Genomic DNA, 21,111 nt, shown 5'->3' on the forward strand with positions numbered 1-21,111 from the left:
CGGGTGGCGCCCGCGGGTGTTGAATGCACCCGTGGAATTTCCCTCTCTGCAGACGGAAGTCGCCTTCCTGCGCGGCCTGGTGGCCGTGCACCGGATGGCGGACGACATCCTCGAGGACTGCCTGGAGCGGGGCCTGGACCTGGACGCCGGGCTGGACGTGTTCCTCACGCAGTGCGCGCGGATGGTGCATGCGCCCGCGGGCTTCGTGTCCCTGCGGGGCACGCGGGGCCCGGTGCTGACGCGTGTGCTGGGCGACCTGGGCGTGGACGTCTTCGAGGCGGCGCGCTGGACGGGGCCGCGCCGGCTGAAGGACGGGCGGATGCTCTTCTGCACCCGGCTGACGCTGGGGAAGCTGGAGCTGGGGGGCCTGGGGCTGGCGGTGGAGGGTGGCTTCGAGGACGGCGGCGGGCTGGTGATGAAGCTGGTGGAGGCCATCGGCGAGCAGCTCGACTCGGCGGTGCTGGGCTTCCTGGCGCTCACCGACGGGCGCAACGCGCTGGAGCGGCTGGACGAGCTGTCCCTGGACGAGACGCCCGCGCCGCGCGGCCGCATTGGCAAGTATGAAGTGGTGACGCCGCTGGGCACCGGCGGCATGGCGCAGGTGCTGGTGGCGCGGGCGCGCGGGCCGGAGGGACTGGGCCGGCTGGTGGCGCTCAAGCGCATCCTCCCACACCTGACCGCGGACCCCTCCATCATCCAGCAGTTCCTGGACGAGGCGCGCATCGGCCTGCGGCTGTCGCACCCCAACCTCGTCCACGTCTACGACTTCGGCGAGGCGCAGGGCGCCTACTACATCGCCATGGAGCTGGTGCGGGGCGTGGACCTGGACCGGCTCATCCGCGCGCTCAAGGGCCCGCTGGAGCCGGCGCATGCGGTGGCGGTGGTGGTGCAGGCGCTGCAAGGCCTGCAGGCGGCGCACGGCCTGAGGGGCGAGGACGGCGCGCCGCTGCAGCTCGTGCACCGCGACTTGTCCCCGCACAACCTGATGGTGGGGTTCGACGGGCGGGTGAAGGTGCTGGACTTCGGCGTGGCGAAGGCGCGCGCCCAGCGCACGGTGACGCTGCCGGGAATCGTGAAGGGCAAGCCGCTCTACATGTCGCCGGAGCAGGCGCGGGGCCAGCGGCTGGACGCGCGCAGTGACTTGTTCGCCATGGGCCTCATCCTCTACGAGGCGCTCACCGGGCGCCGCGCGTTCGACCGCGGGGACGAGCTGGCCTCCATGCAGGCCATCTGCGACGAGCGGCTGCCCCGGCCGGACTCGCTCCCGCGCCCCCTGTGGGACGTGCTGGAGGTGGCGCTGGCCAAGCAGCCCCAGTCGCGCTTCGGCAGCGCGCAGGAGATGGCGGACCGGCTGTCGGACGTATGCCGCCCGGCGAAGGACGTGGAGCTGTCCCGGCTCACCTCGAAGCACTTCCCGGACCGGCTGCGCGAGTTCAACCGCATGGACCGGACGGAGGCGGCCGGAAGGCCCGGCGTGCCGGTGGCCGACGGGAATGAGGAGACGAACGTGCGCCCTCCGCCCCGCAGGCCCGAGCGCTGAAGCGCGGGCGTCTTCCGGACATGAAACGCCCCCGCCTCCCTCGCGGGGGCCGGGGGCTGCTTCACGACTCGGCGTCGGAGCCCGTGGCGCTAACCTCAGTAACCGCGCTTCAGCGGGTCATCGCTGGGCGACTCCAGGGAGCGCTTGCCCTCCACGTCCCCGTCGGTGCGGATGCTGACGTCCTCGCGGCGGACGCTCTCCGCGACGCGGCGCTCCTCCTCGATGTCGTCCTTGTGGATGACGACCTCCTCATCCACCACGGCGCGCTTCCGGACCTCGACCTCCTCGGCGCGCAGCGGGACGACGACCGTCTCTTCCTGGAAGGAGGCATTCATCGCCGGGCGGTCCGGACTCACGTCGCGGCGCTCCACGCGCACGCGCTCGCGGCGCACCGGCACGTCCATCACCTTCTCCTCCTCGACGACGTCCTTCTTCACGCGCACCTCGCCGGCCTGCACCTCGCGCTTGACGACGTCCAGTTCCTCCTTGTGCACGGGGATGGAGATGTCCTCCGTGCGGCCCGTCACGGTGCGCTCGTTGCCCAGGCCCATGCGTGTGTCGGTGCCCAGCCCGCTGCCCGACAGCGAGGCATCCCGCTCCCCCAGGCCGCGCGTGTCCGCGCCCATGCCCAGGCCCGCCGTCGTGGCGTAGCGGTTGTCGTCGCGCGACAGGGTGCTCAGCGCTTCCTTGCCGTGGTTGAGGATGATTTCCCCGGCCCGGATGTCGCTGATTTCGGAGTACCGGACGAGATAGTCCTTCGGGAAGAAGAGGCCCTTCTCGATGTGGAACTCGCCGTCGCCGATGGCAAACACCTTGCCGAGCTTCTCGCCGTCGATGCTGCGGACGACCATTCCTTCTCTCACATCGGTACGCTGGAACATGGCTGACTCCTTGTGACCAGGGTGGGGTGCCGGGGCGGGACGCCCCCTCGGCCCTGGTGACTGCCTGCCTCGCGCGCCTGCACGAGGCCTCGGGTGTCCTGCGCCCCGGGTTTCATCGGGAAGGTGGGAGCGGGTGGGCCAAACGACAGGGGACGGGCAGTGCGGCGAGAGGGCCCGGTCAGGTGCCTGCCCACCCGAACGCGGGCACGGCCCCTTGCTCCCTCTCAGGGCGAGGAGCGCGACGGCAGGCGGGCATTCATCCCCGAGGGGTTTCATTCCGGAGACGGCCCACCCCACTTTCGTACGCGCCCTGAAGGCGCCGTGAGTGCCCACGCGGGAGACCTTGATGAGCACCAGGCAGGAGAGCACGCGGAAGGGACGCTGGAGCGAGCTGCTACTGGGCGGCGCGGCGGCGGGCCTGGGGGCGCCCCTCATGCTGCGCGGCCTGCGCCGCTTCCTCCACCTGGGCCAGGGGGGCTCATCCGCCAGCATGGGCTGGGCGGCGGGGCTGCTGGGCGCGCTCGTGGCCGGAGGGCTCGCGCGCCGCCGGCTCCACGCCGGCTCTGGAGGAGAGGAGCGCGAGGCTTCAGCGGCGTCCGGACAGGAAGTGCGCCAGGCAGTGGAGCGCGGGCCCCGGCGCGGGCCCAGCGGCAGGGAACAACCCTGGCACGAGGCCCTGGCGTCCACCCCCGGGTGAGCGCGGGACGTTGCCGGACTCGAGAGGAGCGGGGATGCGCACGGACGTAAGGGAAGGCATGCGGGTCTTCACGGCGGAAGGTGTGAAGCTGGGCAGCGTGGTGGGGTGCGGTGAGGACACCTTCGTCGTCGAGGGCGGGTTGCTCCGCGCGCGGGACTACGTGGCCCGCTATGGGGACGTGGTGGCGGTGCGCGACGGGGAGGTGCACCTGGGCCTCACGCGGGACGAGCTGACGCCCGGGCCTGGCAGCCGTGCGGAGCTGGAGGCCCACCGTCCGGAGTCGCGAGTCACCGAGAAGCTCGGGGAGGCGCATGACCTCGTCATCCCGCTGGCCCACGAGGAGGCCCTCCCCCGTGCCGTGGTGCACGAGGTGGGACACCTGCGTGTCCGCAAGGAGGTGCGCACGGAGGTGAAGCACTTCTCCATCGCCGTGCGGCGTGAGGAATTGGTGGTGGAGCGGATTCAGTCCGAGGACGGGGAGGGCGGCGCGAGCCCCCGGGCGGCACGGGAGGGGACGGTGCCGGGGGGGCTGGTGCCCTTCGAGGAGGCCACCCTGGTCATCCCCCTGCACGAGGAGCAGGTGGAGTTCACCAAGACGGCCCGCGTCTGGCAGGAGGTCACCATCGCCAGGACGACCCAGGAGGAGCTGCGCCAGGTGCACACCACCGTCCGCAGGGAGACAGCCCGGGTGGAGGAGCAGGGGGAGGTGCTCCACGACGGCCCCCCGGACGGGCTGCACTCCTGACTGACGCACCGCACGCAGCGTGTGGGAGCGGGCCGGCTCGGCTGCGAGCTTGACCCATGGAGAGGGCTCCCCTAGAAAACCGGGGCTTTGCCGTCATCCCCCCTTGGAGGGAAGCCCCGCATGCGACGCCTTGCCCCGATGCTGCTCGCCGCGCTCGCCGTCCTGGCGGCCGCCTGCGAGAAGAAGACGCAGCCCGCCCCGTCCGGTGAGGGCGGCGCGCAGACCGCGCAGCAGGCACAGCCCGCCCCTGGTGGTGAGACACCCGCGGGCTCCGACGTCATCCTCCTGGGCCAGGTGGGCGCGCTCACCGGCGGCCAGGCCACCTTCGGCATCTCCACGCGCAACGGCATCGAGATGGCCATCAAGGAGGCCAACGCCGCGGGCGGTGTGAAGGGCAAGAAGCTGGCCATCCGCGTCTACGACAATCAGAGCAAGCCGGAGGAGGCCGCGCAGGCCGCCACCCGCCTGATTACGCAGGACAAGGTGGTGCTCATCCTCGGCGACGTGGCCTCGTCCAACTCGCTGGCCATGGCGGAGAAGGCGCAGGCGGCGGGCGTGCCGATGATTACGCCCTCGTCCACCAACACCACCGTCACGCAGAAGGGTGACTTCATCTTCCGCGTCTGCTTCATCGACCCGTTCCAGGGCTACGTCATGGCGAAGTTCGCCCGGGAGAACCTGAAGCTGGGCAAGGTGGCGGTGCTCCAGGACAACAAGAGCGCCTACTCCATCGACCTGTCGGACGTCTTCACGCGCAAGTTCACGGAGATGGGCGGCAAGGTCGCCACCACGGAGAGCTACAGCCAGGGCGACACGGACTACCGCGCGCAGCTCACCGCCATCCGCAAGACGCAGCCGGAAGGCATCTACGTACCGGGCTACTACAGCGAGGTGGGCATCATCGCCCGCCAGGCGCGCGAGGTGGGTCTCAAGGTTCCGCTGATGGGCGGCGACGGCTGGGACTCCGAGAAGCTCTTCGAGCTGGGCGGCACCGCCATCCAGGGCAGCTACTTCTCCAACCACTACTCACCGGACAACCCGGACCCGCGCGTGCAGAAGTTCATCTCCGAGTACAAGGCCGCCTACGGTGGCGTGCCGGACGCGCTGGCGGCGCTGGGCTACGACGCGGCCCGCGTGGCGATTGAGGCCCTCAAGCGCGCCAAGGACCTGAGCGGCCCGGCCGTGCGCGACGCCATCGCCCAGACGAAGGACTTCCCCGGGGTGGCGGGCACCATCACCCTGGACGACAAGCGCAACGCCGTGAAGTCCGCCGTCGTCCTCAAGGTCGGGGACGGCAAGACCGAGTACGTCACCACCGTCAACCCCTAATGGCGCAGCTCCTCCAGCATCTCATCAACGGTCTGGCCTCCGGCACCATCTACGCGCTCGTCGCGCTCGGCTACACGATGGTCTACGGCGTCCTCAAGCTCATCAACTTCGCCCATGGCGACGTCATGATGGTCGGCGTCTACATGGGCTATGCCACCGCGTTCGCCCTCGGGCGCGAGGTGCGCGGCTCCCTGCTGGGCGTGGCGCTCATCTTCGCCGTGGCCATGCTGGGCTGCGCGCTGCTCGGCTTCCTCATCGAGCGGTTCGCCTACCGGCCGCTGCGCGAGAAGCCCCGGCTGACGGCGCTCATCACCGCCATCGGCATCTCCTTCGCGCTCTCGTACGGCTTCCAGCTCGACATCGGCTTCCTCCCTGGCGCGTCCCCGCGCGCCTTCCCGGAGGTCATCGAGCCGAAGGAGTGGATCATCATCGGTGACCGCGACGTCGTCGTGTGGAACTGGCAGATCATCAGCTTCCTCATCGCCGTGGGCCTGATGGTGGCGCTCCAGTACCTCGTGTTCCGCACGCGCTTCGGCCGGGCGATGCGCGCGGTGTCCTGGGACCACCGGGTGGCGGCGCTGATGGGCATCCCCACCGACCGCGTGATTGCGCTGACGTTCATGCTCAGCAGCGCGCTGGCGGCGGGCGCGGGGCTGCTCTACGCCATCAAGGACACGTCGGTGAGTCCGCTGATGGGGCTGTACGTGGGCCTCAAGGCCTTCGTGGCGGCGGTGATTGGCGGCATCGGCCACGTGCCGGGCGCGGTGGTGGGCGCCCTGGTGCTGGGTCTGGTGGAGGAGTTCGTCGTGGGCTACGCGGCCAGCACCTGGCGTGACGCGGTGGCCTTCGGCTTCCTCATCCTGGTGCTGCTGGTGAAGCCGGGCGGGCTGTTCGGCCGCGTTGCCGCGGAGAAGGTCTGATGGAGACCCCGGCTCTTCCGGTGCCCGAGGCGCGCTCCGCCATTCCGCCCGCGCTGCGCGGCATCCTCCCCGTGCTGGTGGCGCTGCCGGTGCTGGCGCTGTTCCAGTGGGTGACCAACGAGTCCCCCTTCGCCGTGTACCTGCTGTCGGTGATGGGGGTGAACATCATCCTCGCGGTGAGCCTCAACATCGTGAACGGCATGACGGGCCAGTTCTCCATCGGCCATGCGGGCTTCATGGCGGTGGGGGCGTACATCTCTGGCGTGATGTCGCTGAACCTCAAGGAGGTGGCGCTGTCCTTCCTCCCGGTGGCGGCCAGCGACCAGGTGCTCTTCACGCTGGCGCTGCTGGTGGGCGGCCTGGCCGCGGCGGCGTGCGGCTTCCTGGTGGGCCTGCCCTCGCTGCGGCTTCGCGGTGACTACCTGGCGATTGTCACGCTGGGCTTCGGCGAAATCATCCGCGTGGTGGTGCAGAACACGGACGCGTTCGGCCGCGCGCTGGGCCTGTCCGGCATCCCCCAGTACTCCAGCCCGTACATGATTTATTTCTGGGTCTTCCTCACGGTGCTGGTGGCGCGGCGCATCGCCGGCAGCAGCCACGGCCGCAGCCTGTGGGCCATCCGCGAGGACGAAGTCGCCGCCGAGGCCATGGGCGTGGACACCACGGGCTACAAGGTCCGCTCGTTCGTCATCTCCTCGTTCTTCGCGGGCATCGCCGGCGGGCTGTTCGCGCACTTCGTGCCCATCATCAACCCCGGCTCCTTCACCTTCGTGAAGTCGATGGAAATCGTCGTCATGGTGGTGCTGGGCGGCCTGGGCTCCACCACGGGCGCCATCGTCGCGGCCATCTTCCTCACGCTGCTGCCGGAGGGCCTGCGCTCGGCGTTCAACCTGCTGGGCACGGAGAGCACGCTGGCGCAGAAGGTGGACCAGATTCGCATGCCCATCTACGGCCTGCTGCTGGTGGTGCTGATGTTGTCGCGGCCGCAGGGCCTGTTCGGCACCCGGGAACTCTGGGACGTGCTGCCGCGGTGGATTCCGCGCCGGCGCAGGGGGCTGTCGTGAGCGCGGCGGTGCAGGCGAATCAGGACTCCCGGGCGCCGCTGCTCCAGGCGGACGGGGTGAGCATCCAGTTCGGCGGCCTCAAGGCGCTGACGGACTTCTCCCTCACCGTCCGCCAGGGAGATTTGCTGGGCCTCATCGGTCCCAACGGCGCGGGCAAGTCCACCGCGTTCAACGTGCTCACCGGCGTGTACCAGCCCTCCCAGGGCGAGGTGCGCGTGGCCGGGCAGCGGGTGAACGGGCGCAAGCCGCATCAAATCAACCACCTGGGCCTGGCGCGCACCTTCCAGAACATCCGTCTGTTCCGCGCGCTCACCGCGCTGGACAACGTGAAGGTGGCGTGCCGGGCGCAGGGCGCGCTGCACCCGACGGGGATGGGCGTATCCGCGAAGCTGAGCAACGCGCTCGTCAACTACCGCGACTGGTGGCGGGCGCTGATGCTCACCCCGCACTTCCAGGCGGAGGAGCGGGAGTTGACGCGGCAGGCGGAGCACCTGCTGGAGGTCATGGGCCTGTCGCACCGCCGCGACGAGGAGGCGCGCAACCTGCCCTACGGCGAGCAGCGCCGGCTGGAGATTGCGCGCGCGCTGGGCACCCGGCCCCGCGTGCTGCTGCTGGACGAGCCCGCCGCGGGCATGAACACCCGCGAGAAGGCGGACCTGATGGTGCTCATCCGCAAGCTGCGCGACGACTTCAAGCTCGGCGTGCTGGTCATCGAGCACGACATGAAGCTGGTCATGGGCATCTGCGAGCACATCACCGTGCTGGACCACGGCGAGACGATTTCCCGGGGCGCTCCGGCGGAGGTGCGCGGCGACCGGAAGGTCATCGAGGCGTACCTGGGCGACAGCTACCTGGAGAGCCACGGAGGGGCGGCGTGAGCGAGGCTCAGGTGAAGACGCTGGGCGAGCGCCGGGCCTTCCCGCCGCTCCTGGCGGTGGACGGCATCAAGGTGCACTACGGCGCCATCCAGGCGCTCAAGGGCGTGTCGCTGACGGTGGGCAAGGGCGAGGTGGTGGCCCTCATCGGCGCCAACGGCGCGGGCAAGACGAGCACCCTGCGCGCGGTGAGCGGCATGCTCAAGCCCAGCGCCGGCCGGATTACGCTCGAGGGCAAGGAGACCACGTCCCTCAAGGCGCACCAACTGGTGCCGCGCGGCATGGCGCACGCGCCGGAGGGGCGGGGCGTGTTCCCCAACCTCACCGTGCTGGAGAACCTGGAGCTGGGCGCGTACCTGCGCAAGGACGCGGCCGGCATCCAGCAGGATTTGGAGAAGGGCTTCACGCTCTTCCCGGTGCTCAAGGAGCGCCGCAAGCAGTTGGCGGGCACGCTGTCCGGCGGCGAGCAGCAGATGCTCGCCATTGCCCGCGCGCTCCTGAGCCGGCCCCAGCTGCTGCTCCTGGACGAGCCCTCGCTGGGCCTGGCGCCGCAGGTGACGGAGACCATCTTCCGCACCCTGCGCGAGGTGAACGCCACCGGGGTGAGCGTGCTGCTGGTGGAGCAGAACGCGCACCTCGCGCTCAACTGCGCCCACTACGGCTACGTGCTGGAGACGGGCGAGGTGGCGATGGCGGGCCCCGGCAGGGCGCTGCTGGAGAGCCCCGAGGTCCGTCGCGCCTACCTGGGCGAGTAACGGAAGGACGTAGGGCCAACCCCTTACGTCCTCCCGCTGACGCTCCCCGACCGCAGAAGTCGCATTGAAACTGGCAAGCCCCCGAATCTCGGGTAGTCAGCAGGCAAGCAGTTCGTCTAGCGTCCGAAGACGCACCGCGTTCAACCTCAATTAGGAAGCGTGCCCATGCCTTCGTTGTCCCGCCTCCTCGCCGCCGTTGCCACAATCGCGCTGATTGCCGCCGCGTGCGCCGGTCAGCAGAAGACCGACAACCAGCAAGCCTCCTCCACGATTGAGGAGATTCCCAACGAGGGCGGCGACAACTCGGCCCCCCCGGTGGACACCGGCCCGCAGCTGGCCACCGTGAATGCGGAGGAGGGCTTCTCCGTGAAGATGCCCGGCCAGCCGCAGGTGCAGCGGCAGAAGGTCACCATTCCGGCGGGCGACGTGGCCACGGCCGCGTACTCGCTCCAGACTCCGGAAGGCGTCATCTTCTCCGTCAGCATCGCGGACTACCCGGAGAAGGTCGTCGCCGCGCGTCCCGCGGAGGCCTTCCTCAACGAGGGCCGTGACGGCCTCACCAACCAGCTCAAGGGCACCGTCAGCAACGAGCAGGAAGTCACTGTCGACGGCTACCCCGGCAAGTCCTACACGGTGTCCTCGCCCAACGGCGAGGTGAAGGCGCGCAACTACCTGGTGGGCCCGCGCCTCTACACCATGCTCGTCCTCTACAACCCGAGCATCGGCGCGCCGGGCTCGGACGACTTCCTCGGCTCGCTGGCGCTCGTCAACCCGCCGCCGCCGGTGCAGCGCGCGGGTGCGGCTGGCGCGGATGCCGGCACGGCCGACGGCGGCCTGGTGGCTGCCGACAGCGGCACGAGCGTGGAGCCGGCGGCCGACGCGGGCACCACCGCGCCGGACGCGGGCACCACCCGCCGCCGCCGCGCGAAGTAGGTCGTCACCCCGGGCACGCTCCCTCGCGGGGGAGCGTGCGCCAGGTACGCTCCCACGAGGAAGCGTGGGCCGGGCGGCAGGCAGCCTGGCGGGCTCGGCGTATGGGCCCATGTGGTTGTTTTGACCCGGTTTCCTTCCCTATGCCCCGGTCCTAGCTTCCTTCCGGGGAGTTGACAGGGAGGGGGACAGGAATGACGGGGCTGGCTGGTGCCCTGCTCGCCGCGGTGCTCGCGGCAGGCGGGACGTCGCTGGTACCGGTGAGCGGGGGCAATGCCCTCACGCTCCCGGCACAGCGACACATTGTTCGCATCGAGACGGGTTCAGGGCGTCCTCCTTCGTTGCTGGTGGCCATCCAGCACGGGGGCAGGGACGGCAAGGGGCTGGTGCTGTACCGCTCCGAGGACGGGCTTCGCTCGCTCCGGCGCGTCGCGGACATCCAGTCGGACCCGACGCACGCGGACCGGGCGGAATTGCTCGCGGTGGGGCGGGACGTGGCGCTCGTGTACTCGTACGAGGACCCGTCGCTGGCGCCCTCGCGGCGGCATGACGTGTACTTCCAGTGGTGGCGCTACCAGTCCGGCTCGGACACGTGGACGCCGCAGCCGGCGGTGCGCGTGCTGGACACGCCGGACGACAACACGGGCTTCTCACGGGCGCTGCTGGCGAGGGACTCGCGCGGGCGGTTCTGGGTGCAGGCCTTCCGGCTGGAGCGGGACGGCACCTCCACCGCGGTGGTGTCGGTGTCCACGGACGGCGGCGCCAGCTTCACGCGGCAGCCGGACCTGGGGAAGGTGAAGCACCGGGGCGGTGGGCGGCTGCTGAGCGTGGGCTCGCGGCTCGTCTTCTTCTACGCCATGCACGACGGCTTCGAGCCCACGCGCATGCGCATCCGCAACGACTCGGACCCGCTGGACACGTGGGGCTCGGTGCGCGACGCGTTCTCCGACGGCATCTACCACGGCGCCGCGCTGAGCGCGGTGGAGGACGGGCAGGGCGGCATCGACCTCGTCTACAAGGACGAGACGGAGAAGCTCTACTACCGGCACTTCGACGGCACGTCCTTCGGGCCGCGCGTCCTGGTGGAGGGCACGTCGGACTGGGCGATGCAGGCGGCCACCACGCGCATCGGTGACACGCTGTATGTCTTCTACAACCGCGTGCGCGTGCTGAACGAGCACTACGAGCTGCGCGTGCGCGTGCTGAAGGACGGGAGCTTCGGCAACGCGGTGACGCTCGACGGGGACGAGACGTTCAAGGGCTACCTCAACGCGGTGGACGTGCTGCCCGCGGACAGCACCGAGGTGCCGTGCCTCTTCGGCGAGGCGCCCGATGCGAGCAATTGGGGCACGGTGTCTCGCGTGGCGTTGTCCGTCACGCCGCAGCCGGTGCCGGATGGTGGGACGGATGGAGGCACGCCGCCGCCGGATGGTGGGACGGGGACGGATGGGGGGACGCCGGGAACCGACGGAGGCACGAGCACGGATGGCGGCACTCCAGGTACCGACGGAGGCACGAGCACGGATGGCGGCACTCCAGGTACGGACGGAGGCACGAGCACGGACGGGGGCACCCCGGGCACCGACGGAGGCACGCCGCTGCCGGACGGGGGCACGTCGGGGGCCATCACGCTGGAGCCCGTGTACACGAACACCACGCACGAGGTGCTCGCGGTGGATGGCGCGGGCACGGTGTATGCGCTGGCGCTCGACGGGAGCCGCTCGAACCTGGTGGCGAGCACGGACGGCGGGCGCACCTTCACGGCGCGCGGGCAGAACGGCGGCAACCTCTGGGTGATGGCCGCGATGAAGAACGGCACGCTGCTCGCGGTGGCGAGCCGCAGCGGCGTCTACCAGCTCCAGCGCTCGACGGATGGCGGGCGCACGTGGGGGAGCGCGGTGAGCCTGGGGAACTACCGCGCCTACGGCCCGCGGAGCTTCGCGGAGCTGGGGAGCACTTGGTTCTTCCTCGAGTACCAGACCTTCACCTCGTCCAACACGCCGATACGGCTGTGGGCCAGCAGCGACGGTGGGGCCACATGGGCGGTGCGCTCCACGCTCACCGCGCACCGGCATGGCTACTCGCTCTTCGTGGACGCGACGACCAACGTGCTGTGGGCCACGATGGGCAGCAGCAAGGCGCAGTCGGCGGTGCTCCGCTCCACGGATGGCGGGCGGAACTGGACGACCCTCTTCAGCGGCTACGCGGCCAATGGCGTGGCGGGAGCGGTGCAGTCGGACGGCGCGCTGCTATTGGGACAGTCCACGCTGTTCGAGCCCGAGCACCCGAAGCTGCTGCGCCTCTTCCCGAGTGGCCGCGTGGACGCGCTGCTGGAGCTGCCCGGCCCCGCGTACTCCTTCATGCCGGTGCCCGGCGGTGGCTGGGCCATGGGCACGGGCTGGGCAAGCGCGGGAGACGTCCAGGCGCCGGGTGACCTCTACGCCCGCCTCTTCACGAGCGGAGACGGGGTGACGTGGCGAGAGGCGCTGCGCTACGAGCGGCTGAGCAGCAGCGCCTTCGCACAGGCGGATGTGTGGGGCGTGCTGCCCTCGGGAGACCTGGTGGTGCGGATGGACAACGTGCGTGGCTTCGGCACGTCCGGCCGCGGCTTCCAGGTGCTGAGAGTGAAGCGCTGAGCAGCCCATTGGGTTACACCTCCTGGCGCGCGGTGCCCGCGGCACCGCCAGGAGGTGGTCGCCATGTGGGACCCGACGCAGTACTCGCACTTCCGTGACGAGCGGAAGCGTCCCTTCTTCGAGCTGCTGATGCGCGTGGACGTGGATGCGCCCGCGCAGGTGGCGGACCTGGGCTGTGGCACCGGTGATTTGACGCGCGTGCTCGCCGGGCGGTGGAAGGACGCGCGGGTGTACGGCGTGGACTCGTCGGATGCGATGGTGGAGGAGGCGCGCCGCCGTCCGCCGCCGGAGTCCCTGCGCTTCGAGGTGGCGGACCTCGCGGGCTGGGAGGCTCCGGCGCCGCTGGACGTGCTCGTCTCCAACGCGGCGCTGCACTGGGTGCCGGACCACGGCGCGCTCTTGAAGCAGCTGGTGGCGAAGCTGGCGCCCGCCGGGGTGCTGGCCTTCCAGGTGCCGGCCAACTTCGAGGCGCCCTCGCACCGGCACATCGACGAGGTGCGGGCCCTGCCGCGCTTCGCCCCGAAGCTGGAGGCGGTGCGCCGGGGGCACGCGGAGCCGCTCGCCACCTACGAGGCGTGGCTGTCCGACCTGGGAATGACGGTGGACGCGTGGGAGACGGCGTACCTGCACATGCTGCCGGGCGAGGACGCGGTGCTCCAGTGGTTGCTGGGCACCACGCTGAGGCCCGTGCTGGCGGCGCTGGGGCCGGAGGAGGGAAGGGACTTCCTCGACACGCTGAAGCCCCTGCTGCGCCAGTCCTACCCGAAGCACGCGCGAGGCACGCCGTACCTCTTCAGCCGCCGCTTCGTGGTGGCGCGGCGGATGCGCTGAGCCGCGTCACTGGGGCCAGTGGAGGATCTTCCCGTTGTTGCCCACCACCCACAGGTCCGCGGGGCTGGTCCCGGCGATGTCCTTGAACTGGACGTTCGCGACCTCGTGGATTTTCTGCCAGTCCACGCCGTTGTACCGGTAGATGCGGCCCTTGGTACCGCTTTGGGCGGTGGCGTAGGCCGAGTTCGCGCCAAAGGCGACGACGGAGGTGAGGTCGTCGCTGTTGGGGAAGGTCAGCTTGCTCCAGGTCGTGCCGTTCCATTTCAGGGCGGACCCGCTATCGCCTACGGCGAAAGCGACCTTGTCATTCACCACCCAGATGCCAATGAGGCGCCCCAGCCCGGAGATGGCCTGCACGTTCTGCGTCTGCCACGTCCCATCGCCAGGCATGTAGCGGTAGATGCGAGGCCCGACCGTGCCAGTGGAATAGCCGCCGGCCGCGAAGAGCGTGTTCCGGGTCGTTCCGTGGACGTCGAACACATAGCTGATGTCGTTGGCGGTGGGGTTGAAGGTCACCGTGGTGGTGGCACCGTCCCAGAGGAAGGCCGCACCTTCGCCAACGGCGCTGCTTGCACTGACTCCGTAGAGCTCGAGGACGGAGTTGTTCCGGACGCCCGTGATGCCGTAGGTGGCCAGGTCCGTGACGGTGACCTGGGTGCAGCTCGTGCTGGTCGAGTCCTGATTGGCCAACCGGCCACTGGCGGACGTGAAATAGGCGCGGCCATTGTTGTTCGGGTCGGCCCACACGGCATACCAGGCGGTAGACGCATCGCCACACCCGGACGTTGTCACGGTGAAGCCCGAGTCTCCCGGCCTCATCACGGCGCGGCGATTGTTGTCCCCCGTCGCCCATACCCCACCGGGCGTCCAGGTGGAGACCGAGTGCCATATCTGCGTCCCCGAGCCTTCGGTGCGCGTGTTCCACGTCCCTCCACCCGCCGGGCACGCAGCGGCGGTCTCGACGAGGGTGTCACAGTCATTGTCGAGCCCATCGCACAGCTCGGTCGCGTTGCGGTACGTGAAGGGATTGCCGTCGTCGCAGTCCTCTCCCTGGCTGACGAAAGCGCCCGCGGGCTGCACACAGGTCTGCTGCCGATCGCTGGTCCGGCCAAACCCGTCGCCGTCATCATCCGGGTACCAGCTGGGCACCGGCTGGGGAATCACGCACGTGAGGGCCGTGCCTTGCGCATTGCACTGCTGCGTACCGTTGCACTGCGTGCCCGGGTCATTGCACGCCTGGTTGAGTTGCGGGAAGTCCTCGTCACTCGGGCCGTCGCAATCATTGTCCTTGCCGTCGCAGCGCTCCTGCGCGCCGGGAAACACGTTGGCACCGGTGCCGACTCTGTCGTCGCAGTCATCGTTCGGGCTGGTGACGAAGCCCGTGGGCACGCCGTTGCAGAAGGCCGTGGCAGTGGCGTTCTTGTCCCCGTGCCCATCCCCGTCCGCGTCCGGGTACGCCATGGCAGCGCTCGGCACGTTGCAGACGACCTTGCCGTTGTCGCCGCAGGCGCTCGTGCCCTGGCAGTTGGTGCCCGTCGTGCACGACTGTCCCAGTTGGAGCTCCACCGCATCCGCCTGGTCATTGCAGTTGTCGTCCACGCCGTTGCACAGCTCTTCCGTCACGCCCGGGTTGATGGTGGGCCTGTCGTCATTGCAGTCCGTGCCGCCGGTGAGCCTGGACACGTAGCCGTCCGCGTCCTCGTCTTCCGCGAGCAGCAGCAGCGTCGTGGACGTCGACTCGCCTCGCGTCATGGTGACTGCCTGCGACCTGCGCACCACCGGTTCGCCGTCGCAGGTGCGCTCGAAGGCCTGCGCTTCCACCTCCACCGCGCTGCTCCAGTTGTCGGGCGGGAGCACGCCCACGACGATGCTGCCGCCAGTGGCCTCGCCCCTGACCTTCTCGGCCGCCACGTCCTCGGAGAGCGGGTCGTGGCCACCTTCCACGTCGCGCGCAATCACCCGCACGCAGCCGGGCTTGAAGCCATCGTAGCTCACGGTGACCTTCACGCCACCCTGAGGAGTCTCTTCCTTGCAGCCAGCAAGCGCGAGGAGGGGGAGGAACAGCAGGACGCGTCGCATACCGCGCATCCTAGCTGTGTGCTCCCGCAATTCCACAGCCCCGCCCCCCTCCCGCCCGCTCGCCTCGAGGTCCGGGTGTTCGGGTGGGAACTATCTCACCGCGGGGAAGTCCGAGTGCACCACCTCCAGCTTCTCATCGACGGCCAGGCTGGCAGGCGTCACCAGCTCCAGGTCCAGCGGAACCTTCACGCCATAGCGCTCGCGCATGACCTTCTCCAGGCCCTGCACCTTGAGCGAGCCCAGGCGCTCCATCTTCCCGTACTCCACGCCCGCGCCCTGGGCGTACGCCTTGCGCACCAGCTCCGAGCAGTACATCGCCTCGTCATCCCAGCCGAACTTCCAGTCGTACGGCTTGCCCAGGTGCTTCTTCGCCGCGTCCACCGCCTGCTGCCGCTGTGCGTCGCTCAGCTCCTTCGGCCGCAGCACCAGGATGTGGCCCTTCAACCCGCGCGCCTTCCACTTCGCGAAGGGCACGCGCTGCACCGGCTGGACGGCCTCCACCACCCAGGCCCCCTGGGGCGTCACCTCCACCATGCCGACATGGGACAGCGGGCTCTCCGTCGCCGCCCGGATGGCCTCCGACTGACGTGAGCGCGAGGTGTGCAGGACGATGTCTCCCGTCCGCAGCGACGCCTCCAGCCGTGGCGCCGCGACCGCGCCGTGCGCTCCGAGCCACACCGCCACGAGGACACTCCACCGCATCATCCAGTCCTTTCCGGCGCTTGCCCGCGCCTGCCCGGAAACAGTGCAGACCCGGTGCCAACCGGCCAGGACAGCGCTCGTACCGCACTCTCCGCGTGCGCGCCTCACCCCGCGCGCGTGAGCGGTACCTCCAGCCGGGAGTGGTAGTGCCCCCCTTTGCTCTCGAAGAGGATGAGCCGGTCCACGCGCCCCTCGCCGAAGTCCGCCTCCGCCAGCGTCTGCGAGCACCGCGCGAGGGCCGGGTCTCCGCGCGGGTCCTTCGAGCGCGCCAGGGTGAGGTGCGCGGTGTACTCGCGGTGCTCGGGCTCGAAGCCCAGCGGTTGCAGCGCCGCGGCCGTGTCCGCCTGCAGCACCTTCAGCGCCTCCGTCGCCCCGCGCACGTCCGCCCAGAGCACGCGCGGGTGGGACGGCGAACCAAAGCTCCCCCCGCCTCCGACGGACAACACGAAGGGCGCGTGTCTCGGGCCCACCGGCTCCAGCGCCGCGCGCAGCTCCGGCAGCCGCGCCTCGTCCACGTCGCCCAGGAACACGAGCGTGAGGTGGACGCCCTCCACCTTCACCCAGCGGGCATGAGGCGCCAGGACGCGCAGCCGCTCCAGCCCGGCGAGGGTGCGCGCCTCAATCGTGCTTCCCAGCGTGACGGCGGTGAACAGGCGCATGGCTCAGGACTCCTGGCGGCGCCCACGCGGCCAGAGCGCGTAGGCCCAGAAGGGGATGAAGGCGAGCAGCTCCACGCCGACGACATACAGGCCGCGCGCGGACAGCATCCTCGCGCCGATGGGCGACACCGGCAGCGGATGCACCGGCGCGAAGTAGCGCCCCTCCGAGAAGGGCCACAGCAGCGCCGCGCCCAGGCCGCCATCGGTGAGCGCGTCCAGCAGTCCGTGGCTCGCCACCGCGAGGAGCGTGAGCGCCCCCCACCGCGCGGCCGGAGCGCGCAGCGCCCGCGCCACCATCATCGCGACGAGCGCCACGCCCAGGGCGAACACCAGCGAGTGCGACGCGCCCCGGTGCCCCCACGGCGCCGCGTAGGCGATGCCGAACTTGAAGCCCACCACGTCCGCGTCGGGCAGCAGCGCGAGCAGGGAGAGCAGCGCCATGGCGCCCGCCTGCCTGCGCAGGGATGCGCCGCCCGCCTCGTACCTCCCCAGGGCCATGCCCACCGCCACGTGACCGATGCTCGCCATATGCCGGAAAGATAGCCCACCTGGACGCGGTGGCCCGTGACTGGAGGGGGCGCAGCACGTGGGCTAGCGTCCGGGCTCCATGTGGAATCGCTCCCATGTCGAGGACACACTCCAGCGGCGCCTGAGGGGCTGGCGCTCGCAGGTGGGTGAGTGGCTCAACCGGTTCCGGTTCGCGGGCGGGGCGGGCTGGCTGTTCGTGGCCTGGCGGTACGAGTGGCAGGTGCCCCTGGACAGGTTGGCCCTCTACCCGGGATTGGCCTTCCTGCTGTGGCTCGCCGCGCGGCGCTTTCCCGCGCTCCTGCGCCGGTCGGCCCTGCTGCTCGCCTTCGTGGACATGCCCGCCGTCTTCATCATCCAGAAGATGGCCGTCGAGCGGCTGGCCCTCCAGCGTCTGACCGACCCCTCCGCGACGGACCCGGGCTTCGTCGCGGTGATGTCGCTGGGCGTCTACATCACCCTGGTGGTCATCGTGGCGCTGGTGACGCTGTCGCGCGTGAGCGTGGTGGCGGCCGCGGCGGTGGCCATCGCCCTGCAGACGTTGCTGGCGGACGCTGCCGGCCTGCCGAGGGAGTCCTTCTTCTCCGGCGTGGTGCTGGTGCTGTCGCTGGCCGCGCTGGCGGCCGTCTTCATCGGCCGGCAGGTGCTGGGCCTGGTGACGCAGGTGGCCCAGGAGGAGGTGCAGCGCGAGCGGCTGGGCCGCTACTTCTCCCCGGAGGTGGCCCGCCATCTCGCCGAGCGTGGCGCCGAGGCGGGCGGCGGCGAGCACCGAGAGGTGACGCTCCTCTTCTCCGACATCCGCGGCTTCACCTCCATGTCCGAGCGCATGGACAGCCCGCAGGTGGTGGCGCTGCTCAACGAGTACCTCTCGCGCATGGTGGAGGTGGTGTTCCGCCACGGAGGCACGCTCGACAAGTTCATCGGCGACGGCATCCTCGCGTACTTCGGCGCGCCGCTGGAATTGCCGGGGCACCCCAAGGCCGCCGTCGCCTGTGGCCTCGCCATGCTGGAGGCGCTGGAGAAACTCAACGCCGAGCGCGCCGCGCGGGGCGAGGAGCCGCTGCGCATCGGCATTGGCATCCACACCGGGCGCGTCGTCGTCGGGGACGTGGGCAGCGAGCAGCGGCGCGAGTACACGGTGATTGGCGACGCAGTGAACCTGGCCAGCCGGATTGAGGGGCTCACCAAGAAGGTGGGCGTCCCCATGCTCGTGTCCGGAGCGACGATGGGGGAGTGCCAGGCAGGCTTCGACTTCGAGCCGGCCGCCCCCCTGCCCGTGGCTGGCAAGGCCGAGCCCGTGGCCACCTTTGCCCCCCGCAAGCCGGGCCTGCTCGCCGCGAACTGAGCGCCCGGCCGCCGCCCCGCTGAGTCACAAGGTCCGCACCCGCGCTCCATCCGGACAACCACGGAGGAGTGTGACTCATGGCGCAGGGATATTCGTTGAACATCGGCTTGAACTCGGTGGACCCGGCTCACTACGCGGGCTGGGACGGGGCGCTCCTGGCCTGCGAGGCGGACGCGGACGACATGGAGGCCATCGCCCGCGGGCAGAAGTTCGGCAAGGTGACGAAGTTGCTCACGAAGGAGGCGACGCGCGCTCGCGTGCTGAAGGAATTCGACGAGGCGGCCCGGGTGCTGGCACCCGGCGACTTGTTCCTGCTGACGTACTCGGGGCACGGCGGCCAGCTTCCGGACATGAACGGCGACGAGGTGGACGGGCGGGACGAGACGTGGGTGCTCTTTGATGGCGAGCTCGTCGACGACGAAATCTACGCCGCGCTCTCGAAGCTGAAGCAGGGCGTGCGCGTGTTCATGCTCTCCGACAGCTGTCACAGCGGCTCGGTGAGCAGGACGGCCTACGCGGCGCTGCGCAGCAGCGGCAACCTGGCGATGCTGGCGGACTCGGTGCAGGACACGCACGAGGAGGAGCGGCGCTTCCGGAACATGCCGGAGGTCATCGCCCTGCGCACCTACCGGAACAACCGCCCCATGTACGACGCCATCATGAAGGACCTGCCGAAGGAGGACCCGCGCGCGACGATGAAGGCCACGGTGCTGCTCATCTCCGGGTGCATGGACAATCAGCTCTCCAGCGACGGCACGTTCAACGGCCTGTTCACCGCCAACCTGCTGCGCGTCTACAACGGCGGGAAGTTCCGCGGCAGCCACAACACCTTCCACCGCCGCATCTGCCGGCGCATGCCGCCCCTGCAGTCGCCGGCCTACTCCATCGTCGGCGTCCCCAGCCGCGAGTTCGAGCGCCAGACGCCGTTCCATCCCTGACGCACGGGCCCTGAAACGCCAAAGGGCCGCGGGAGTGACTCCCCGCGGCCCTTCGTCAACGACTGGAGGCGTGGCTCAGTACGACTTGGAGAACACGATGCGGCCCGGCGAGGGCTCGCCGGTGACGACGCACTTGCCCGGCTCCTGCTTGAGGCTGAAGGGGCGGCAGCGCGTGGTGAGCCCCGTCTCCTCCTTGATGCGGGCCTCCACCTTCGCGTCCCCGTTCCAGTGGGCCAGCAGGAAGCCGTCGTCCGCCTTCGCCTTCAGCTCCTCGTAGGAGTTGACCTCGAAGGTGTGCGAGTCGCGGAAGGACTTCGCCTTGTTGAACAGGTCCTTCTGCATGGAGTCCAGCATGGACTGCGCCTTGGAGACGGCCTCGCCCAGCGGGATGAACTCCTTCTGCTTCAAGTCGCGGCGCACCATGACGCACGAGTCCTTGGCCAGGTCCTTGGGGCCAATCTCGATGCGCACGCACGTGCCGGTGAGCTCGTGCTCGTAGTACTTGAAGCCCGGGCCCTTCGACTCGTCGTCGTCCACCGTGACGCCCAGGCCCTGCTTGCGCAGGTCCGCGGCCAGCGCGTGGCTCTTCTCCAGCACCTGCGTCTTCTCCGCGTCGGACGCCTTGCCGAAGATGGGGATGATGACCACGTGCGTGGACGCCAGCTTCGGCGGGACGATGAGGCCCGAGTCATCCGAGTGCGTCATGATGAGGCCGCCGATGAGGCGCGTGGACGAGCCCCAGGACGTCTGCCAGACGTAGTGCTGCTTGCCGTCGCGGCCCTGGAACTGGGTGTCGAAGGCCTTGGCGAAGTTCTGCCCCAGGTTGTGGCTGGTGCCCGCCTGCAGCGCCTTCTTGTCCTGCATCATCGCCTCGATGCTGTACGTGCGCAGCGCGCCGGCGAACCGCTCCGACTCCGACTTGCGCCCCGGCAGCACCGGCATCGCCATGTAGTCCTCGGCGAACGTCCGGTAGACCTCCAGCATCTGGAGCGTCTCCTTCTCCGCGTCCTCCTCCGTCTCGTGGCAGGTGTGGCCCTCCTGCCAGAGGAACTCGGTGGTTCGCAGGAACAGGCGCGTGCGCATCTCCCAGCGCATCACGTTCGCCCACTGGTTCAGGAGCAGCGGGAGGTCCCGGTAGCTTTGAATCCACTTGGAGAACGAGCGGTTGATGATGGTCTCACTGGTGGGCCGGATGACGAGCGGCTCCTCCAGCTTGGCGCCGCCCGCGTGGGTGACGACGGCCAGCTGCGGGTTGAAGCCCTCGACGTGCTCGGCCTCCTTCTTCAGGTAGCTCTCGGGGATGAGCAGCGGGAAGTAGGCGTTCTTGTGCCCCAGGTCCTTGAACATCTTGTCCAGGACGCGCTGCATGTTCTCCCAGATGGCATAGCCGTTGGGCCGGATGACCATGCAGCCCTTCACGTCCGAGTAGTCGGCGAGCTTCGCCTTCTGGACCAGGTCGACGTACCACTCGGAAAAGCCCTTCTCGCGGGTCGTGAGCTTCTCGGCCATGTGCTGGGCACCCTTCTTGAAGTCGTTGAAAGAGGAGGGTTGCCTACGACGGGCCCCCCCGGAAATCAACGGCCCCGTCGCCCCTTGCGTTCCCTGCCCCATGGAATGGGTTGCAGTATTTTCGACCGACGGTCAAAATACGGAACACAGG

19 protein-coding genes are annotated in these 21,111 nt (G+C 69.8%); 13 read left to right on the top strand and 6 right to left on the bottom strand.

The genetic code is table 11. The features are described from left to right. Positions 1–94: 94 nt before the first annotated feature. A complete protein-coding gene (locus G4D86_RS16365; protein ID WP_163995138.1) occupies positions 95–1,540 on the top strand; it encodes a serine/threonine-protein kinase in 1,446 nt (481 codons plus the stop codon). Between the two features lie 95 nt (positions 1,541–1,635). Here the strand turns inward: G4D86_RS16365 and G4D86_RS16370 are convergent, their stop codons facing one another. Continuing rightward, positions 1,636–2,421 carry a YsnF/AvaK domain-containing protein gene (locus G4D86_RS16370; protein WP_163994685.1) on the bottom strand — a complete coding sequence of 262 codons (786 nt, stop codon included), beginning with the start codon at positions 2,419–2,421 and terminating at the stop codon, positions 1,636–1,638. A gap of 346 nt (positions 2,422–2,767) precedes the next feature. Between G4D86_RS16370 and G4D86_RS16375 the strand changes: the two genes are divergently transcribed. From G4D86_RS16375 to G4D86_RS16420, 10 genes are all read left to right on the top strand, one after another. Further along, positions 2,768–3,118 carry a hypothetical protein gene (locus G4D86_RS16375; RefSeq protein ID WP_240360287.1) on the top strand — a complete coding sequence of 117 codons (351 nt, stop codon included), beginning with the start codon at positions 2,768–2,770 and terminating at the stop codon, positions 3,116–3,118. Positions 3,119–3,152: 34 nt separating this feature from the next. Continuing rightward, a complete protein-coding gene (locus G4D86_RS16380; RefSeq protein ID WP_163994687.1) occupies positions 3,153–3,863 on the top strand; it encodes a YsnF/AvaK domain-containing protein in 711 nt (236 codons plus the stop codon). Between the two features lie 120 nt (positions 3,864–3,983). Next, positions 3,984–5,192 (top strand): ABC transporter substrate-binding protein, encoded by a 1,209-nt coding sequence (locus G4D86_RS16385; RefSeq protein ID WP_163994689.1) that lies wholly within the window; start codon positions 3,984–3,986, stop codon positions 5,190–5,192. Then, a complete protein-coding gene (locus G4D86_RS16390; RefSeq protein ID WP_163994691.1) occupies positions 5,192–6,112 on the top strand; it encodes a branched-chain amino acid ABC transporter permease in 921 nt (306 codons plus the stop codon). Before G4D86_RS16385 ends, G4D86_RS16390 begins: the two co-directional genes overlap by 1 nt. Next, positions 6,112–7,176, top strand: a complete 1,065-nt coding sequence (locus G4D86_RS16395; RefSeq protein ID WP_163994694.1) for a branched-chain amino acid ABC transporter permease — start codon at positions 6,112–6,114, stop codon at positions 7,174–7,176. Before G4D86_RS16390 ends, G4D86_RS16395 begins: the two co-directional genes overlap by 1 nt. Then, positions 7,173–8,054, top strand: coding sequence for an ABC transporter ATP-binding protein (locus G4D86_RS16400; RefSeq protein WP_163994696.1), 882 nt, complete (start codon positions 7,173–7,175; stop codon positions 8,052–8,054). The genes G4D86_RS16395 and G4D86_RS16400 overlap by 4 nt, the downstream gene beginning before the upstream one ends. Beyond that, positions 8,051–8,806, top strand: a complete 756-nt coding sequence (locus G4D86_RS16405) for an ABC transporter ATP-binding protein (protein ID WP_163994697.1) — start codon at positions 8,051–8,053, stop codon at positions 8,804–8,806. The genes G4D86_RS16400 and G4D86_RS16405 overlap by 4 nt, the downstream gene beginning before the upstream one ends. Before the next feature lie 165 nt (positions 8,807–8,971). Next, positions 8,972–9,739: a hypothetical protein gene (locus G4D86_RS16410; RefSeq protein ID WP_240360288.1), complete on the top strand. Its 768-nt coding sequence runs from the start codon at positions 8,972–8,974 to the stop codon at positions 9,737–9,739. 191 nt (positions 9,740–9,930) lie between these two features. Beyond that, positions 9,931–12,372 (top strand): sialidase family protein, encoded by a 2,442-nt coding sequence (locus tag G4D86_RS16415; protein WP_163994701.1) that lies wholly within the window; start codon positions 9,931–9,933, stop codon positions 12,370–12,372. Between the two features lie 63 nt (positions 12,373–12,435). Next, positions 12,436–13,203, top strand: a complete 768-nt coding sequence (locus G4D86_RS16420) for a methyltransferase domain-containing protein (protein ID WP_163994702.1) — start codon at positions 12,436–12,438, stop codon at positions 13,201–13,203. A 6-nt stretch (positions 13,204–13,209) separates the two neighbouring features. Here the strand turns inward: G4D86_RS16420 and G4D86_RS16425 are convergent, their stop codons facing one another. The 4 genes from G4D86_RS16425 to G4D86_RS16440 form a co-directional block, all read right to left on the bottom strand. After that, positions 13,210–15,282: a putative metal-binding motif-containing protein gene (locus G4D86_RS16425; protein ID WP_163994704.1), complete on the bottom strand. Its 2,073-nt coding sequence runs from the start codon at positions 15,280–15,282 to the stop codon at positions 13,210–13,212. 90 nt (positions 15,283–15,372) lie between these two features. After that, positions 15,373–15,987: a YiiX family permuted papain-like enzyme gene (locus G4D86_RS16430; RefSeq protein ID WP_240360289.1), complete on the bottom strand. Its 615-nt coding sequence runs from the start codon at positions 15,985–15,987 to the stop codon at positions 15,373–15,375. Between the two features lie 101 nt (positions 15,988–16,088). Then, on the bottom strand, positions 16,089–16,643 hold the full coding sequence (thpR, locus tag G4D86_RS16435; RefSeq protein ID WP_163994706.1) for an RNA 2',3'-cyclic phosphodiesterase: 555 nt from the start codon (positions 16,641–16,643) through the stop codon (positions 16,089–16,091). Positions 16,644–16,646: 3 nt separating this feature from the next. Further along, positions 16,647–17,171, bottom strand: coding sequence for a metal-dependent hydrolase (locus tag G4D86_RS16440; protein WP_163994708.1), 525 nt, complete (start codon positions 17,169–17,171; stop codon positions 16,647–16,649). A gap of 79 nt (positions 17,172–17,250) precedes the next feature. On the opposite strand from G4D86_RS16440, the gene G4D86_RS16445 reads away from it, so the two are divergent. Then, positions 17,251–18,513 carry an adenylate/guanylate cyclase domain-containing protein gene (locus G4D86_RS16445; protein WP_163994710.1) on the top strand — a complete coding sequence of 421 codons (1,263 nt, stop codon included), beginning with the start codon at positions 17,251–17,253 and terminating at the stop codon, positions 18,511–18,513. Between the two features lie 77 nt (positions 18,514–18,590). After that, positions 18,591–19,451 (top strand): caspase family protein, encoded by an 861-nt coding sequence (locus G4D86_RS16450; protein WP_163994713.1) that lies wholly within the window; start codon positions 18,591–18,593, stop codon positions 19,449–19,451. A gap of 75 nt (positions 19,452–19,526) precedes the next feature. Here the strand turns inward: G4D86_RS16450 and proS are convergent, their stop codons facing one another. Beyond that, the gene (gene proS, locus G4D86_RS16455) at positions 19,527–20,960 is read right to left on the bottom strand and encodes a proline--tRNA ligase (RefSeq protein ID WP_163994716.1); all 1,434 of its coding nucleotides are present in this window, start codon (positions 20,958–20,960) and stop codon (positions 19,527–19,529) included. Between the last annotated feature and the right edge of the window lie 151 nt (positions 20,961–21,111).

It is taken from the genome of Pyxidicoccus caerfyrddinensis, assembly GCF_010894405.1.
Classification (GTDB): Bacteria; Myxococcota; Myxococcia; order Myxococcales; family Myxococcaceae; genus Myxococcus; species Myxococcus caerfyrddinensis.

Bases quoted from the DNA above. Each gene is read 5' to 3' on its own strand.
- G4D86_RS16370 (WP_163994685.1), bottom strand. From the start codon at position 2,421: ATGTTCCAGCGTACCGATGTGAGAGAAGGAATGGTCGTCCGCAGCATC.
- G4D86_RS16380 (WP_163994687.1), top strand. From the start codon at position 3,153: ATGCGCACGGACGTAAGGGAAGGCATGCGGGTCTTCACGGCGGAAGGT.
- G4D86_RS16410 (WP_240360288.1), top strand. From the start codon at position 8,972: ATGCCTTCGTTGTCCCGCCTCCTCGCCGCCGTTGCCACAATCGCGCTG.
- G4D86_RS16365 (WP_163995138.1), top strand. From the start codon at position 95: ATGGCGGACGACATCCTCGAGGACTGCCTGGAGCGGGGCCTGGACCTG.
- G4D86_RS16440 (WP_163994708.1), bottom strand. From the start codon at position 17,171: ATGGCGAGCATCGGTCACGTGGCGGTGGGCATGGCCCTGGGGAGGTAC.
- G4D86_RS16385 (WP_163994689.1), top strand. From the start codon at position 3,984: ATGCGACGCCTTGCCCCGATGCTGCTCGCCGCGCTCGCCGTCCTGGCG.
- G4D86_RS16420 (WP_163994702.1), top strand. From the start codon at position 12,436: ATGTGGGACCCGACGCAGTACTCGCACTTCCGTGACGAGCGGAAGCGT.
- G4D86_RS16425 (WP_163994704.1), bottom strand. From the start codon at position 15,282: ATGCGACGCGTCCTGCTGTTCCTCCCCCTCCTCGCGCTTGCTGGCTGC.
- G4D86_RS16395 (WP_163994694.1), top strand. From the start codon at position 6,112: ATGGAGACCCCGGCTCTTCCGGTGCCCGAGGCGCGCTCCGCCATTCCG.
- thpR (WP_163994706.1), bottom strand. From the start codon at position 16,643: ATGCGCCTGTTCACCGCCGTCACGCTGGGAAGCACGATTGAGGCGCGC.
- G4D86_RS16375 (WP_240360287.1), top strand. From the start codon at position 2,768: ATGAGCACCAGGCAGGAGAGCACGCGGAAGGGACGCTGGAGCGAGCTG.
- G4D86_RS16445 (WP_163994710.1), top strand. From the start codon at position 17,251: ATGTGGAATCGCTCCCATGTCGAGGACACACTCCAGCGGCGCCTGAGG.
- G4D86_RS16415 (WP_163994701.1), top strand. From the start codon at position 9,931: ATGACGGGGCTGGCTGGTGCCCTGCTCGCCGCGGTGCTCGCGGCAGGC.
- proS (WP_163994716.1), bottom strand. From the start codon at position 20,960: ATGGCCGAGAAGCTCACGACCCGCGAGAAGGGCTTTTCCGAGTGGTAC.
- G4D86_RS16450 (WP_163994713.1), top strand. From the start codon at position 18,591: ATGGCGCAGGGATATTCGTTGAACATCGGCTTGAACTCGGTGGACCCG.
- G4D86_RS16390 (WP_163994691.1), top strand. From the start codon at position 5,192: ATGGCGCAGCTCCTCCAGCATCTCATCAACGGTCTGGCCTCCGGCACC.
- G4D86_RS16430 (WP_240360289.1), bottom strand. From the start codon at position 15,987: ATGATGCGGTGGAGTGTCCTCGTGGCGGTGTGGCTCGGAGCGCACGGC.